Source organism: Pseudomonas grimontii (genome assembly GCF_007858185.1).
GTDB lineage: Bacteria > Pseudomonadota > Gammaproteobacteria > Pseudomonadales > Pseudomonadaceae > Aquipseudomonas > Aquipseudomonas grimontii.
The window spans coordinates 352,767-367,582 of sequence record NZ_VFES01000001.1 but is presented as its reverse complement, the minus strand read 5'-3'; the positions used below and the strand labels follow the sequence as shown (position 1 = coordinate 367,582).

The following is a 14,816-nucleotide window of genomic DNA, read 5'->3' as shown; positions in this document are numbered from 1 at the left end:
ACTAGTCGTGCCACTGGGCCAGGGCCAGTGCCAGGCGGTTCTCGAGGGCGCGGACAGGGGCTGCGTCGCTGACGTAGTTATTGCTGATCATCGAAAACACCAGGCGCCGTCCCTGCGCATCGGTGATATAGCCGCTCAGCGAGGAGACGCCGGCCATGGAGCCGGTCTTGGCGTGCAGGTTGTTTTCCGCAGCCGTCCCGCGCAGGCGATAACGCAGGCTGCCGCCGGTCATGCGGTCGGCATTGCCGGCAATCGGCAAGGCGTTGTACCAGGCGTCGAACCACGGTTGCTTGGCGGTGACCAGCAGCAGGTCCGTCAGGTTCTGCGCCGACACCAGGTTGCGCCGCGACAAACCTGAGCCATCCACCTGGCTGAGCGTGGCCGGGTCCAGGCCCTGGCGCTGCATGAACGCCGCTACCGCCGCCACGCCCGCCGCCGCCGTGCCAGCATTGGCCGTTTTGCGGCCCATGGCCTTGAGCAACGCTTCGGACATGTTGTTGTTCGAGAGTTTGAGCAGCGGCGTGATCAGCGCTTGCAGCGGTGCCGACTGATGCTCCGCCAACAGCGTGGCCGTGCTGGGGCTGACGCCACCGATCACCCGCCGCCCCAGCACCTGGATGCCCTGCTGCGACAAGGCCTGTTCAAACAGATTGGCCACCAGTTGCGTCGGTTCCCACACGCTCACCCATTGCCGGCTTTGCTTGCCCGGTGCGAGCGCGCCGGTGAGTTGCAGCAGGTTGGTGCCGTGCTGGCGGGTGATGCCGTAGCTGTTGCCGGGGCCACTGACGGCGCGGTTGCTCAGTTGCACGTAGTCGGTGGACGGGCTCACCACCACGCTCACTGGCTGGCCGAGCGCGACGGGAGCCTTCGCCGTGACCAGCAAGGTGCCCGCGTCAAAATCCGTATTGGGGGAGACCGTCAACGCCGAGATCTGCGCGCCGTAATAGGTACTTTCATCGTCTTGAGCCCAGTCCACACCCAGGCGTTCGGCGTCGAACCACGTGTCGTCAAACACCAGATCGCCTTGCACCTGGCGCACGCCCTGGCTCGCCAACTGGGCGGCCAGTGCCTGGTAGTCGGCGAACTGCGTGGTCGGGTCGCCGAGGCCACGCAGGTACAGGTTGCCGGCCAGGCGCTCACCTTGCTGGGTGCCGTTGCTCAACAGCTGCGTGGAAAAGCGGTATTGCGGCCCCAACACATCCATCGCCGCAGCGGTGGTGAGCAACTTGAGGTTGGACGCCGGGATCAGGCGTGCGCGCGGGTTGTGTTGATAGAGGGTGCTGCCACTGCGTGCGTCGCGCACCATGACGGAAACCGTGGCGCCATTGAGAGCAGGATCGGCCAGCAGATGGTCCAGTGTCGAAGACGTGGACGGCTGCAAAACACTCGCACAGCCGCCCAGTAAAACGCTCAGGCACAGCAGGTGTAGCCATCGTCCAAAGTGCATCAGTACTGTGTTCCGCAAAGCCATTAATGGCCGCAACGCTAACAGCTCCGTACCTTTGTGGCGAGCGGGCTTGCCCCGCGCTGGCTGGCGAAGCCGCCCTTACTAATGCCGCCGCGTTTTTTCAGGAACACCGCAGAGACTGTTTTGGGGCCGCTTCGCAGCCCTACGCGGGGCAAGCCCGCTCGCCACAGGGAGCTTGCCAGGTTTTAGAACTCCAGGGTGCTGGACACCGACACCTGCCGCGCATCACCCATGGACACAAACAGGCGGCTGGCCGCCGAGGTGTAGTAGACGCGGTCGAACAGGTTCTTCACGTTGACCTGGAATTTGACCTTTTGCCCGTCGATCCTGGTGTCGTAGGTGGCGAAGGCATCCGCCACGGTGTAGCCCGGCAGGTTGAAGTCGTTGGCGGCGTCGCCTGCACGCTCGCCGACATACCGCGCACCGGTGCCCACGCGTAGCTGATCGCCGCCAAAAATATTGCCGAAATCGTAGGCCACCGACAGCGAACCGGTGTGCTTGGCCACGTTTTGCAGGCGGTTACCTTCAAGCGCCGGATTGTTGTCCTTGATGTCTTCGGCGTCGGTAAAGGCGTAGCTGCCGATCAGGCTCCACTTGTCGGTCAACTGGCCGGTAGCGTCCAGTTCCAGGCCACGGGAACGTACCTGCCCGGCGATGCTGTAGATCGTGTTGGGACCGGAGCCCATCGACACCAGCACATTGCGCTTGTCGATAGTGAACAACGCTGCGCTGGCGGTAATGCGCCCCGGAATGTCGAGCTTGGCGCCCAGTTCCCACGACTTGGATTCCTCCGGCGTGAGGTCACCGGTCAGCGTGCTGCCATCGGCCAAGGCAGCGATGGTGGAGTTGGGTTTGAACGATTCGGTGTAGCTGCCGTAGAACGACAACTCATCGGTGTAGCGATACACCAGGCCGGCACGCGGCACCCAGGCCTGGCCGTTGCCGTCCGTGTTGGCCTTGAATGGCACGCCCTTGCCAGCGTACTGGTCATACATCTGGTAGCGCGCGCCAGCCACAAAGATCCACTGGTCGGTCAGGTGGATCGCGTCCTGGAAGAACAGCGAATCGCTGCGCAGCAAGTCGGTCTGGGCGCTGTCGGCGGCACTGACGTTGGTACCCGCGACTTCGTTGCCGTACACCGGGTTGTTGTAGTTGAACGTGGAGCGCGAGTCCTGGCGAATCAGGTCGGCGCGGTAGATCTTGCGGTACTCGTCGTCCAGGCCGAACACCAGGTCATGCTGCATGCCCAGCACACTGACCTTGCCTTCCAGGCTGGCCGTGGCGAAACGGTCAGTGGTGATCGCGCCCTGGGTGCCGTCCATCTTGCGGGTCAGGGTGCCATTGGTGCTCACCGCGCTGACGCGCACTTGGCTGGCGTCGTAGGTCTCACGGTTCCAGCTGTAGCCGAAATGGGCTTTCCAGTCGTCGTTCAAGTCGTGGTCAGCTTCAAAGCGGTACAGGTCGGAACGCCCTTCCATGTTGTTGAACGGCTCATCCAGACGACGGGTGGCCGGGATGTCCAGCGGGTGGTTGGACTTGTCGATGGCCGTGCCACGGTCGAACGGCGAGAGAAATTCGCGGTGCTCGTAGGCGAACAACAACTGGGTCGTGTCGCCATACCAGGCCAGGGATGGCGCCACCAGCGACTCGCGGTGAGTACCGAAGTTGCGCCAGTAGTCCTCGTCTTCATGATCGACGATCAGGCGATACGCCAGGCCCGAATCGCCGATGGGGCCGGTGGTGTCGAGGTTGCCGCCGCTGCCGTTCTTGCCGTCGCCGAAGGTCGAGCCGCGCACGGTCAGGGACGTGGCCTGGGTCAGTTGCGGTTTTTTACTGACGATATTGACCACGCCACCCGGGTCCTGGATGCCATACAGCAGCGACGACGGGCCCTTGAGCACTTCGACCCGTTCTGCGGTTGAGTTCAACGCCCGGCCCTGCACCACCGGCATGCCATCGCGCATGATCGAGCCGTTACGGTTGTCGCCAAAGCCGCGCAACATCACCGCGTCCTGGGTACTGGCCAAGGTGTTGGCCTGGGTAATGCCGCTGACGTTGGCCAGGGCATCATCCAAGTTACGCGGGGTTTGGTCGCGCAGCACTTGGGCGGGTACCACATTGACGGTTTGCGGGGTTTCCAGCAGCAAAGCACGGGAGCGCATCACCGAACTGGTGGGCGGCGGCTGGTAGCTGGTGCTGTCCTCGGTTTGGCCGACACCGCTGATGGTGGTCGCGCCGAGGTTGAGCGCGCCCTCGGTGGGTACCGGCTCCAGGGCCAGGGTGCGGGCATCGATCTGGCGGAAGGTGAAGCCGGAGTTGCCCAGCAGACGTTGCAGCGCCTGGGTCGCGCTCATTTGCCCGCGGACGGCCGGGGCGTTGAGGCCGTAAGGCGCTTCATCGGTATAGATCACGCTGATTCCGGTGACCCGGCTGAAATCGCTCAAGGCCTGGGGCAACGGTTTGGCAGCCAGGGCAAAGGTGAACTGGGCGCTTTGCTGCTCCTGCGCCTGAGCCACGCCGAGGGGCAGCAATGCCAGCCCCGACACCGCCAATACCGAGGCTCCCAACCACTGTTTAACCAAACCGCCTGCCGTCGACTTCATGCTGTGAGAACCCGTGTAGAAAACGCTGTTAATGCGAATAGATCGCAGTTTCAAGCACTACACGGATGGGCTGGCGATTTACCTCATCTGTATTTGCAAATATTTTTATTTATTGCGCGTGAATGCGAAACCCGAAGCGTGGGAAATGCACGTGAACGGTGCCGGCACGTTCGTCGGTGCGGCGCAGGATCAGCTCTTCGCGCCCGGCAAACAGCAATTCGCCGGCGACCGGGTCGACACCGTAATCGATGGCGCTGATGATCACCTGCTGGCCCGCCACGAAGCCATTCAAGTCCTCGAACACTTCTTCCGGTAACGGGGCCGGTGTGGCCTTTTGTGCGATTTCCAATGCTTGCACGGCAGTCATCTGGCTCGCCGTGCCGTGGCCAAAACCGAGCACTCTGCCCAACCACGCCGACACGGCCGGATACGCCTCCACCAACGGCGCAGTCACCGGTGTGGCCTTGAGAAACCACAGCGGGTGGGCCAGGGCAAAGTCGGCAATCGACGGTTCACCAAACAGGAAGTCCCCCGGTTCTCTCTGCAATTGCTGCTCCAGCCGCGCCATGATCGCCGGCCATTGGTGCTTGGCCAACTCGGCCGGGAGCTTGCTCGCCGTACCGCCGCTGAACAGCGCGGCGCGGTCGGCGAGAAACGCCTTGATCGCTTCCGGCGGCAACTTGCCAAAGCGCACCGCCACCGATTCCGGCTGGAACATCAGGCTCACCGCATGGGCAAATACCACGCTGTCGGCCCAAGCGGCGAAGGTTTGGGTGATCATCTCCTGGCCGAGCGGGAACAGCGGCGGCGAGGACTTCTCTTGCTCCAGACGCCGGGCGATCAGGGCTGTGTCGCAATAAATATCGGCACCGACCTGCAGCACCGGCGTCTTGCGATAGCCACCGGTCAGGGCGGTCAGGTCAGGCTTGGGCATCACCGGCGAGATGTGCACGGAGTGCCAGGACAAGCCTTTGAAGCCCAGCAGCAGTCGCGCCTTCTCGGCAAATGGGGAGGTGGGGTAATGGTGCAGGATAAGTTCAGACATGCTGGCGTCCGCTTGGCAGGTGGACCCGCAGCTTAGCGCGCAAAACGCTTCGCGGGTGTGATGGGAACCCATCAGTCAAATCAATGACCCGCTCGCCGCCAGGCACTCCTTGGCGCTCTTCTTCAACTTCTTGATCAAGCGCTCCTGACGCAAGGCCTCGCCTTTGCTCGCGCATTGCTCGGTATACACCAGCGCCACCGCCGGGCTGGAGAGGAAAAACCGCGCGCCCTTGCCGCTTTGGTGAGAGGCAAAGCGGCGCACCGGGTCATTGCTGATCCCGCAATACAGCGCGCCATTGGCGGCACGTACCAGGTAGACGAACCAGGGTTTGGGTTCAGAAGGATCAGTCACGGGTCGATTCGGTAAACCAGAGGAGCGCCAAGCTTATCAACGACTGGCCTGAAATGCCTTCAACCCTTTGAGCGCCTGGGCGCGCACGGCGTTTTTCAGGGCCGGCGACCAACCCAGCAACAGGCCCTTGAGGCCCAGGGCCTGGCGGGACCAGCGCCACAGATCGAAGTGATCGTGGTGTTCGCAGATCTTGCCATCGCGGAACACGAAGCGCGCGCCGATATCGTTGACCACCGTGTTACCGGTGGCGCTGAACAGATAGGTCGCGACCCAGTGCGCGCTGCCGCTGGTGTCATCGCTGCGCACATGGTCGAAGGTCAGGGAAAAGTCCTTGGCCCGGGTGGTGAGCATGCGCCACATATCACCGGCGTCACGGCCGCGCAGTTCGCCGAAGGCCGGGTCGCTGAACAGCACATCCTCGGTGTAGCAGGCCGCCATGGCCTCGGCATCCAGCCGCTGGAAGGCGCTGTAGAACTCGGTGATCAGGGCGTTGTGTGCATCGCTCATGGGCAGGTTCCAAACCAGGGGGTTATGAGCCGTCCAAGATAGTCTGCGCACCGGTAAAACTCTATCGCCATTTACGCGGGGAATGGCCCGCCAACTGCTATGGCACCATGCCGCAGCTGCGCGCGTAGGCGAACAGGTCAACGTCGGTGGAAATGCACAGCCGGCTCATGGCCGTGCTTTTCTGTTTGCTGATCGTGGAAATACTGCGGTTGACCCGTGCTGCAATCTGGCTGACGGTCATGCCGCTGGCGAGCATCCTGACGACTTCGCGCTCCTTGCTGGAGAGCTGGGGCTGTTGCAGCTGGTCGCCGGTCCCGGCCTCTGTCAACTGAGCCCGCAGGCACTCACTGGCAAACGTCTCGCCCTTGATCACCGCATTGATTGCAATGGGCAGTTCGCGGGCCGATGCGCTCTTGGCGACAATAGCCCGTGCGCCATGGGCAAACGAAGCGCGTAGGGTTGCCACGTTGGCAAACATGGTGACCAGGATCACCGGCAATGTCGGGTACTGGCGACGCAACAGGCCCAGCAACCCGTAGCCGTCGGCCTGCTGACCGCCCGGCATGGCGAAGTCAGTCACCAACACATCACAGGCCACGGTACTCAATAACGCGAGCAACTCATCGGGACCATCGGCTTCGCCGACGACTTTGCACCTGCCGCCCGCCTCAATCACCACCCGCTGCCCGATACGCACAATCGGATGGTCGTCGGCAATAATCACACGAAACATAGATACCCACGAAAGATGGCAATTGGAATTGGCGCAAAATACCGCTGTCCACGGCCCTCAACAACCACCCGACGCGGCACCTAACGAACCGCGTCCAGCATTTGGTAGACGACAACCTCCGTCCCACAATATAAAAAGAAATGCCCTACACAAAAAACCTCAGGCACGCGGGAATGATGTCCTACAAACTTCTCTAATCCAACGATTTACAAGCGGCTCAAATAAGTGATGTACACACGTAACTTGCGCTGAAATGCCTGCAACTCCAGCGTATTTTCCTCTACGCCCGCGGCTTGGACGCGAGCAATCAGCTGCTCGCCGCAACGCTCCAGATCGGCCATACCGACAAACGCCAGGCTACCCACCAGACGGTGCAGCCGCTCCATCACCAACAACGCATTGGCACTGAGCCGAGCCTGGTCCAGCAAGACATCGTCTTCCCGTGCTTCGTTCATGAGGCTGACCAGCACCCGGCTCACCACCTCATCACTGCCAAACATTTCGATCAGGCTGGCACGCGTCGGCCACCCATCCCCACGCGGACGAAAAGCCTGCTCCGCCACCCGCGGTGGTGAGAGCGAGGGTGCCAACTTCAGGACAGGTACTGGCTTGGTAAATACCCTTGTCACCATGGTCACCTCATTGCGCTTACATTGATATGCAGACCATGAGTTCACCCATACTCACTTGAGTGGATGCAGAGGATGCAACAACCAAATACATAACGGCGTGAACATCTTCATGGCACTCACATGGCTGCTATAAGCAACAGTAGATAACTTTCTGGATACGAAGATGACGATACAACAACTACGAAAAAACCAACTTTCCTACAAATAAGACCATCTATTCCCACGCATCAACGCCCAAGTACCTGTCACTTTCATTGTCGTAATAGTTGTATTTCCCCCACTCCATACCCCGGCTAAATTGCCCCCCACCCCGCAAAGAGGGAATGGACGCGCAGCCTGCGGCGCTCCCAACCAAATACAACCGGCCGCTCTGCTCTGCGCCTATCCCTAAAGATAGGACGATGCCGTGCGCGCGCCGTATCAGCCAGCCTTACAGTGGAATGCATTGAAATGAGTAAGTCCCTGACCCTGTTGAGCACCGCCCTGTTACTCAACATGTTCTCACCCGTCCAAGCCGCAAGTTCGATAGACCTGGCCGTCAAAGGCTTGATCACCCCCAGTGCCTGCGCACCGACCTTGTCCGGCGCAGGTGTTGTCGACCATGGAAAGATCTCGGCCAAAGACCTCAAGCCGGACAATCCCACGTCCCTGCCCAAACATTTCCTGCGGATGAACGTGAGCTGTGAGGCGCCAACCCTGTTTGGCCTAAGGGGTATCGACAATCGCGCCAGCAGCGGCCTCACGAGTAATTACGGACTGGGTTTTGTCAACGGTGACAAGAAGCTGGGGTGGTTTTACCTGTACCTCAACAATCCCATGATGGACGGCCTACCCGCCCGCTCGATTGTTTCCTACGACAACGGCAGCACCTGGCAGCCGGAAGACAACTTGGAACCCCTTGCACTGTTTGCGATGAGTGACCTTTCGGACACCAATACCCCCATTGCTGCCCGTGAACTGGCCGTGGAACTGGAAGTCGCAAGCGGCATTTTTGCCACTAACGGAATGGACTTGAGCCAGGAAGTGCCGATCGATGGCTCGGCCACGATTGAAGTGAAGTACCTGTAACGCCCCCCGATCACTGTGACCAAAGGCCCTTGCCCATGAACGCTTTCGCCTCTCGCCTCATGCTCACCCTATTGCTCGCCCCTCCGGCGTTCGCCGCCAGCAACACCGACCTGTCCGTCAGGGGCAGCATCACGCCCAGCGCCTGTTCCCCACTGATTTCCGGCGGTGGCATGGTCGACTTCGGAAAGATGTCGGCCAAGTCGCTCAATGCCGAGCAACACACTTCGTTGCCCAATCAGAGCATGCAGTTGAGCGTGCGCTGTGAAGCGCCGACCTTTTTCACCCTCAGCACCATTGATAACCGCGCCGGTACTTCGGCCAACCACGATCGCTGGCATGGCCTGGGCATGACGCCGAACGATGAAAAGCTCGGCGGCTCCGCGTTTCACCTCTACACCCCAGTGGCCGACGGCGTCGCGGTACGCATGATTACCTCAGTGGATGGCGGCGTGACCTGGAGGCCCGCCAACGAGTTGAACCATCTGTGGCTGACCACGGTTGCGAGAATCAATCAAGAAACACCTATCGCCGTGCAGGATTTTGACGCCGAGATTCGCCTGTACACCCACATCGCCCCCGCCGACCAATTGACCCTGTTGGATGAAGTCCCCATCGACGGGCACGCCACCGTCCAACTCAAGTACCTGTAACCGCCCCCCTTAGCGAAAGGAGTTCGTCCGTCATGAAAACCCTGCTCAATAGCGTCGCCGCCAGCGTAATGCTACTTACCTGCGCCACCTCCTACGCCGCCTCCACCGTGGACCTGGCGGTCAAGGGCCTGATCGTCCCCAGCGCCTGCACCCCCAGCCTGTCCAGCGGTGGCATCATCGATCACGGCAAGATTTCCGCCAAGGACCTGCGCCCGGACAACCCGACCCTCATCGGCACCCACACCATGACCATTGCGGTGATCTGTGATGGCGCAATCCCGTTCGCCTTGAACTCGATCGATAACCGCGCGGACTCCGCGCTGACAAGTTCGCACTTCGGCCTGGGCTTCATCAACGGCACGCAAAAGCTCGGCTGGTTCCAGCTGATGTTGCAAAACGCCGTCGCCGATGGCGTGCAGGTGAAAACCATCGCCTCGGGGGACGGTGGCAACACCTGGTATGACGAAAAATTCTGGGAGCCAAAGCTGTATATGTCGGTCGCCGACACCAGCAACGGCACCCAGCCGCTGCCCGTCAAGGAGTTGGTCGCGCAGATGGTGGTAGACACCTCGATCGCCCGCACGGACGGCCTGGATCTGAGCAACGAGGTCACCCTGGATGGGTCGGCCACCCTGGAAGTGAAGTACCTGTAATCCTGTGAGGCCATGCCAGGCAATTTTCCGGCATGGCCTCGCTGACGTGTCGGCCACCTTCCGCCCAGCCAGTGATCCGCCATGAACCCGCACCCCAAGCTCTTCGCCACCCTGCTTGCTCTAACCTTCGCCACCCCGGCTTGGACGGCCAGTATCGTCGACATCACCGTGACCGGCCGATTGACCCCGGATGCTTGCCACGTCGAACTGTCGGAAGAAGGCATCGTCGATCACGGCAAGATTCCCGCGCATGCCCTGAACAGTGATGAGTTCACCGCACTGCCCAGCCTGTTGCTGGAGCTGTCCGTGCAATGCGCCAGGCCCATGCTGTTTGCGCTGGTGGGTATCGACAATCGTTCGGAGTCTGCGCTGACGCCCGGTTTATACGGGCTGGGACGAAATATCCACGCCCCCGAAGAACGTCTGGGCAGCGTGGCGCTGTCGTATCAAAACCCCGTGGGCGATGCACAGCCCATGCAGGTGCTGATGTCCAGCGACAACGGCGAAACCTGGACAGCACAGCCGGATGCCAAGCCCAAAGCCTATGCAGGTTTTGCATTGCCTGGTGACCGTCAGCCGGACTTCATCCGCCAGTTGACCACCCAACTTCAAATCGAAACAGCCATCAACTTTTCCAACTACCTGACCCTGGATCAAGAGGTCCCCCTGGACGGGTCCATCGTTCTGGATTTGCGCTACCTCTGATTCTTATCCTGCCCATGGAACTCTCGTCATGACGACGCAACTTTTGAACATCGCGGCCCTGACACTCCTGCTCAGCATGAACGCTCAGGCCGATGGCATGGTCCCGGATACCTCCGTGGTGATCGTGTACGAAAACGACGGCGAAGCCAGCGTTTCGGTGACCAACACCGACAGTCAACTGGCCTTGCTGCATGTCACCCTGGAGGATATCCCGGAGGACAACGAACCGCTGCTGGTCGTCACCCCGCCGTTGTCGCGGGTGGAGTCGGGAAAATCGCAACTGGTGCGCTTCATCCTGCAGGATCATTTGCCGCTCAAGAGCCAGCGGCTCAAACGCGTGATTTTCGAAGGCATGCCCAAGGGTCGCCCGGCCGCCGAAGCCGGGCATGCCCGTGTCGGTGTGACCGTGCGCCAGAACTTGCCAGTGATCATTCATCCCAAAGGCCTGGCGACCAATCGCAGCCCCTGGACCGGATTGACCTGGGCGTTCGACAACCACGAGTTGCTGGTCACTAATGACACACCTTACGTGGTGCGGCTGGCCCAGGAACTGCGCCTGCTGCCCGGGGATGGCAAGGCGATGTTGCCGCGCACCTATGTATTACCGGGCGAACGCTTGCGTATACCGGCAAGCGCCACAGGCGCCAGCACCGTGCGCCTGCAACCGGCCACCCTCTATGGCTTCGCCGTAGCGGCCTACGATGCGCCGATCGCCCGCCCCTGACTAAAACGAAGTGACGGCTTGACGACCGCCACCGCGACGCGCAGCCGTCGAACATTTGATTGCCTTTGGTGAAAACAGTCGTGAATTACCGTGACGGCAAAGCCGTGCCCGCCGCCCCCGCCCAGCTTGCTTTACCTGCGTGGCTGTTAACCTGTGCCCTGCTCCCTGAGGGGGCCTGGGCCGATGAATATTCGGGCTTTGACGCCAAGACCCTGAACCAGCGCGGCATCGATCCGCAACTGGCCAGCCTGCTGCTGGACACCCCACGCTTCAGTGCCGGCAAGCACGCCGTGAGCGTGCAGGTGAACGGGCAACGCCGGGGTCGCCTGGACGTCAGTTTCGACCAGCAAGGCGTCTTGTGTTTTGACCGCGCCTTGCTGGACGCCACCCACCTCGTGATCCCGGCAGACAGCGGGCGTTGCCATGACTTTTTGGCCCAATTCCCACAAAGCCTGGTGGAAGCCGATCCAGCCACCCTCACCGTATCGCTGGTGGTGCCCACCGAAGCCTTGCGTCCGGTACAACAGGATGTCTCGGGCTATCAAGCCGGCGGTGTCGCAGCCTTGCTCAACTATGACCTCAGCGGGTTCTACAACCGGTTCGGCGATGACGCCAGCCGTTTCGGCTCGGCCAATACCGAGGTCGGCTTCAATGCCGGCGACTGGATCGTGCGCAGCCGCCAGGTACAGACCTGGCAGGACGGCATGTCACGCAGCACGCATCTGGAGGCCTATGCCCAGCGCACCTTTGCGCGCTATCAGGCGGTGCTGCAAGCCGGGCAGGTCAGCCTCTACAACCCAGTGCTGCCGGGTGCGCAGATCAATGGCGTCCAAGTGTTCACCGAGCAAGCCCTGCAAGACCAGGAGCAAGGCGCGACCATCGAGGGCATCGCCAACAGCCCGGCACAGGTCGAGGTGCGGCAGAACGGTGCGTTGATTCACTCGACGGTGGTGCCTGCCGGCCCGTTCGCCCTGACCGATGTGCGACGCTTGAACACCCGCTCGGACGTCGAAGTGACCGTCAGGGAAAGCACCGGCGGCGAGCGGCGCTTTACCGTCCCCGCGGCCATGCTCGGCCTGGGACTGCCCGCAGCGGGTTACTCGGTGGCAGCCGGGCGCGTGCGCAATATCGGCAACGCCGAGGGTGACGATCCGTGGGTGGTCAGCGCGGGCTGGAACGGTGCTGTGCACGCACAAATGTCCGTGGGCGTCGGCATGTTGGCCGCCAACCAATACCGCGCCGCCGGTGCGAGCCTGGCCTGGCTACCCGGCCTGGACAGCCAGGTTCAACTCGCCAGCCAACTCTCCGATGCACAGGGCCGGGATAAGGTGCGTGGCGTGCAGACCGACCTGTCATGGTCCCAACGCCTGAGTGAACAGTGGTCATTCAGCGCCGCCAACTCCTGGCGCACGCCGGGCTATCGCGAGCTGGAAGAAGCCACCTACGAAGCACAACCCGATCTCTACCGCGGCTCCCGTTATCGTGATCAGCAAAGCGCCACGCTGGGCTGGTCGCACCCGTGGCTCGGGGCATTCAGCGCCGGCCTATCGCGCTCCAGCAATTTTGCCGGCGCCAGCAGCAGCCGCGCGCTGGCCGCCTGGGGCACCAGCGTCAACGGCGTGTCGCTGTCGGCCAGTGCCGAATGGCAGATGGGCGGGCGCCAGCAGCAGGATAACGCCGTGTACCTCAACCTCAGCCTGCCCCTGGGCGAGAACCGTCGGGCACGCGCCTGGGTGCGCAACTCGGGTGGTGAACATCGCTCCGGGCTGGGGCTGAACGAACAGCTCAACGATCAACTCGGTTATCGGGTCAGCGCCGAGTACGACACCCGTGACCGGCAGGTGGAGACCTCCGTGGGCGTCTCCGCATTGCCTCGCTACAGCCAATTGGACTTGAGCTACAGCCGCAGCGACGCCGAACGTTCGAGTTATCAGGGCGGGGCCCGAGGCGCGATGGTGCTGCATGGCAGTGGCCTCACCCTGTCGCCCTACCCGGTACGCGACACGTTTGCCCTGGTGTCCGTGGGCGACATGGGCGGCATCAAGCTCAGCACGCCCAGCGGCCCGGTCTGGACCGACTGGCAGGGCCAGGCGGTGGTGCCCCAGGTCAACGCATATGGGCGCAGCCCGGTCGAGGTCCAGACCCGCTCGCTGCCACGCAATGCCGATATCGACAATGGCCTGGCGATGATCACGGCCGGGCGCGGCGCGGTGGATCGCGTCGACTTCGGCGTGGCGCTCACCCGGCGACTGCTGCTGACCGTGCGTACCGATCAGGATCAGCCGCTGCCCCGTGGCGCCATGGTGAGCACCGCGCAGGGCGAGTTTGTCACCCTCGTCCAGGATGGCAGCCAGGTGTTCCTGCCCAATGTGCTGGAGCACACGCCGCTGTGGGTCAGCACCGCCGACAGCCGGCGCTGCGAACTGCGCTATGAACTACCGGCCAAGGCTGATCCGACGGTGTATTTCGAAACCGCCCCGGCCCGTTGCCATACACCTTGAGGATGCTCGATGACTGCCCTATTGCTTGCCCCCCACGCGCGACGGCTGAGCGCTGCCTGCGTGCTACTGGGTGCGTTCAGTGCTGCCCAGGCCCAGGATGAATGCCAGTTGAACGTCAGCGACTCACGGCTGGATTTCGGCTCGATGAACCGCGCCGCGCAAAACGACGCCGCCGCGCAACGCTTACTCGGCGAACGCCGCCTGAGCCTAACGTTCAACTGCCCGAACCCCAGCGACCCGAGCCTGTTTTATCGCGCCGTGGCGGCGAGTGCGCAGCGGCTGCAGTTTACCGAGCATGGCAGCTATGCCATTCACGCCAGCGACGGTGTACTGGATGGCCAGGCGGTGACCTTGGGGCTGTTGCCCGCCAGCGGTCAGCCGCCCATCGTCACCGGTACCACGCTGGACTGGCGACCGGGCCATGGGATTGCTCCGGTCGAGAACGGCACGCTGCTGACGGGCAAGCACTTCACACTGCAATTGAGCGTCAGCGCCTGGGCCGATTCCGCCGCCACGCGGGTCAGGGAGGCAACCACCTGGGAAGTGTCCGGAACTCTCTACAACCTGCCCAGTGATCGGTACCGCGAGTTGACGCTGCTGGCCCAGTTCGCCCCCGTGGCCTGCGTGCCACAGTTGTCCAACGGCGGGCTGGTGGATTACGGCACCTTACTGGCCAAGGATCTGGGCGCTGACAATGAAACCCCGCTGCCCACTCGGACGTTGCAGTTTTCGGTGAGCTGCGACGCTGCTACCCCATTCGCCTTGAAGATGCATGACAACCGCAACGGTTCGGCCACCGGCGGCACCGATGAAACCGCCTACGGCCTGGACCTGGACAACAGCGGGAACAAGATCGGGCGCTACTACGTGAACATCGACCCGGCGGAGTTCAGCGCCGACGCCCTCGGCACACTGTATCGCACCGATTCCACCAGTGGCGGTGCCGCCTGGAGCAGCTCCAGTTCCCGGCAGATCCCCATCGCCGCCAACAGCCTCATGGGTTTCACCGACCGCGCCGCCAGTACGCTGGGGCCGGTACCTATCCAGAACCTGGCCGGAACGGTGCGCATCAAAGCCTACCTGGCCCCGACACAGAACCTGGACCTGCGCAGCGTGGTGCGGATCAACGGCTCCGGCACACTCGAAATCATCTATTTGTAACCCCTGGGAATCAAC

At 62.2% G+C, this 14,816-nt stretch carries 14 protein-coding genes; 7 read left to right on the top strand and 7 right to left on the bottom strand.

Annotation, left to right across the window (positions count from 1 at the left end):
- Window position 1: 1 nt before the first annotated feature.
- From dacB to FIV39_RS01775, 7 genes are all read right to left on the bottom strand, one after another.
- A complete protein-coding gene (gene dacB, locus FIV39_RS01805; protein ID WP_090410138.1) occupies window positions 2-1,447 on the bottom strand; it encodes a D-alanyl-D-alanine carboxypeptidase/D-alanyl-D-alanine endopeptidase in 1,446 nt (481 codons plus the stop codon).
- 206 nt (window positions 1,448-1,653) lie between these two features.
- Window positions 1,654-4,071, bottom strand: a complete 2,418-nt coding sequence (locus tag FIV39_RS01800) for a TonB-dependent siderophore receptor (protein ID WP_090409141.1) — start codon at window positions 4,069-4,071, stop codon at window positions 1,654-1,656.
- 109 nt (window positions 4,072-4,180) lie between these two features.
- On the bottom strand, window positions 4,181-5,116 hold the full coding sequence (locus FIV39_RS01795; protein ID WP_090410140.1) for a glutathione S-transferase family protein: 936 nt from the start codon (window positions 5,114-5,116) through the stop codon (window positions 4,181-4,183).
- Between the two features lie 75 nt (window positions 5,117-5,191).
- Window positions 5,192-5,467 carry a GIY-YIG nuclease family protein gene (locus tag FIV39_RS01790; protein WP_090409144.1) on the bottom strand — a complete coding sequence of 92 codons (276 nt, stop codon included), beginning with the start codon at window positions 5,465-5,467 and terminating at the stop codon, window positions 5,192-5,194.
- Window positions 5,468-5,503: 36 nt separating this feature from the next.
- On the bottom strand, window positions 5,504-5,974 hold the full coding sequence (locus FIV39_RS01785) for a nuclear transport factor 2 family protein (RefSeq protein ID WP_090409147.1): 471 nt from the start codon (window positions 5,972-5,974) through the stop codon (window positions 5,504-5,506).
- Between the two features lie 97 nt (window positions 5,975-6,071).
- Window positions 6,072-6,707: a response regulator transcription factor gene (locus FIV39_RS01780; protein WP_090409150.1), complete on the bottom strand. Its 636-nt coding sequence runs from the start codon at window positions 6,705-6,707 to the stop codon at window positions 6,072-6,074.
- Window positions 6,708-6,913: 206 nt separating this feature from the next.
- A complete protein-coding gene (locus tag FIV39_RS01775) occupies window positions 6,914-7,339 on the bottom strand; it encodes a hypothetical protein (protein WP_090409153.1) in 426 nt (141 codons plus the stop codon).
- Window positions 7,340-7,789: 450 nt separating this feature from the next.
- On the opposite strand from FIV39_RS01775, the gene FIV39_RS01770 reads away from it, so the two are divergent.
- From FIV39_RS01770 to FIV39_RS01740, 7 genes are all read left to right on the top strand, one after another.
- Window positions 7,790-8,407 (top strand): DUF1120 domain-containing protein, encoded by a 618-nt coding sequence (locus FIV39_RS01770; RefSeq protein WP_090409156.1) that lies wholly within the window; start codon window positions 7,790-7,792, stop codon window positions 8,405-8,407.
- Window positions 8,408-8,442: 35 nt separating this feature from the next.
- Window positions 8,443-9,057 carry a DUF1120 domain-containing protein gene (locus FIV39_RS01765; RefSeq protein ID WP_090409159.1) on the top strand — a complete coding sequence of 205 codons (615 nt, stop codon included), beginning with the start codon at window positions 8,443-8,445 and terminating at the stop codon, window positions 9,055-9,057.
- 32 nt (window positions 9,058-9,089) lie between these two features.
- A complete protein-coding gene (locus tag FIV39_RS01760) occupies window positions 9,090-9,710 on the top strand; it encodes a DUF1120 domain-containing protein (protein ID WP_146371467.1) in 621 nt (206 codons plus the stop codon).
- An 81-nt stretch (window positions 9,711-9,791) separates the two neighbouring features.
- Entirely contained in the window at window positions 9,792-10,415 is a 624-nt protein-coding gene (locus tag FIV39_RS01755) for a DUF1120 domain-containing protein (protein ID WP_090409165.1), read from the top strand.
- A gap of 28 nt (window positions 10,416-10,443) precedes the next feature.
- Window positions 10,444-11,139, top strand: coding sequence for a fimbria/pilus chaperone family protein (locus FIV39_RS01750; RefSeq protein WP_090409168.1), 696 nt, complete (start codon window positions 10,444-10,446; stop codon window positions 11,137-11,139).
- Window positions 11,140-11,219: 80 nt separating this feature from the next.
- Window positions 11,220-13,640 carry a fimbria/pilus outer membrane usher protein gene (locus FIV39_RS01745; protein WP_146371465.1) on the top strand — a complete coding sequence of 807 codons (2,421 nt, stop codon included), beginning with the start codon at window positions 11,220-11,222 and terminating at the stop codon, window positions 13,638-13,640.
- Window positions 13,641-13,649: 9 nt separating this feature from the next.
- Window positions 13,650-14,801: a DUF1120 domain-containing protein gene (locus tag FIV39_RS01740; protein WP_090409174.1), complete on the top strand. Its 1,152-nt coding sequence runs from the start codon at window positions 13,650-13,652 to the stop codon at window positions 14,799-14,801.
- The last annotated feature ends 15 nt before the right edge of the window (window positions 14,802-14,816 follow it).

Coding starts and splice junctions, on each gene's coding strand:
- FIV39_RS01755 (WP_090409165.1), top strand. CDS start 9,792: ATGAACCCGCACCCCAAGCTCTTCGCCACCCTGCTTGCTCTAACCTTC.
- FIV39_RS01785 (WP_090409147.1), bottom strand. CDS start 5,974: ATGAGCGATGCACACAACGCCCTGATCACCGAGTTCTACAGCGCCTTC.
- FIV39_RS01750 (WP_090409168.1), top strand. CDS start 10,444: ATGACGACGCAACTTTTGAACATCGCGGCCCTGACACTCCTGCTCAGC.
- FIV39_RS01780 (WP_090409150.1), bottom strand. CDS start 6,707: ATGTTTCGTGTGATTATTGCCGACGACCATCCGATTGTGCGTATCGGG.
- FIV39_RS01760 (WP_146371467.1), top strand. CDS start 9,090: ATGAAAACCCTGCTCAATAGCGTCGCCGCCAGCGTAATGCTACTTACC.
- FIV39_RS01770 (WP_090409156.1), top strand. CDS start 7,790: ATGAGTAAGTCCCTGACCCTGTTGAGCACCGCCCTGTTACTCAACATG.
- FIV39_RS01795 (WP_090410140.1), bottom strand. CDS start 5,116: ATGTCTGAACTTATCCTGCACCATTACCCCACCTCCCCATTTGCCGAG.
- FIV39_RS01765 (WP_090409159.1), top strand. CDS start 8,443: ATGAACGCTTTCGCCTCTCGCCTCATGCTCACCCTATTGCTCGCCCCT.
- FIV39_RS01800 (WP_090409141.1), bottom strand. CDS start 4,071: ATGAAGTCGACGGCAGGCGGTTTGGTTAAACAGTGGTTGGGAGCCTCG.
- FIV39_RS01775 (WP_090409153.1), bottom strand. CDS start 7,339: ATGGTGACAAGGGTATTTACCAAGCCAGTACCTGTCCTGAAGTTGGCA.
- FIV39_RS01740 (WP_090409174.1), top strand. CDS start 13,650: ATGACTGCCCTATTGCTTGCCCCCCACGCGCGACGGCTGAGCGCTGCC.
- dacB (WP_090410138.1), bottom strand. CDS start 1,447: ATGCACTTTGGACGATGGCTACACCTGCTGTGCCTGAGCGTTTTACTG.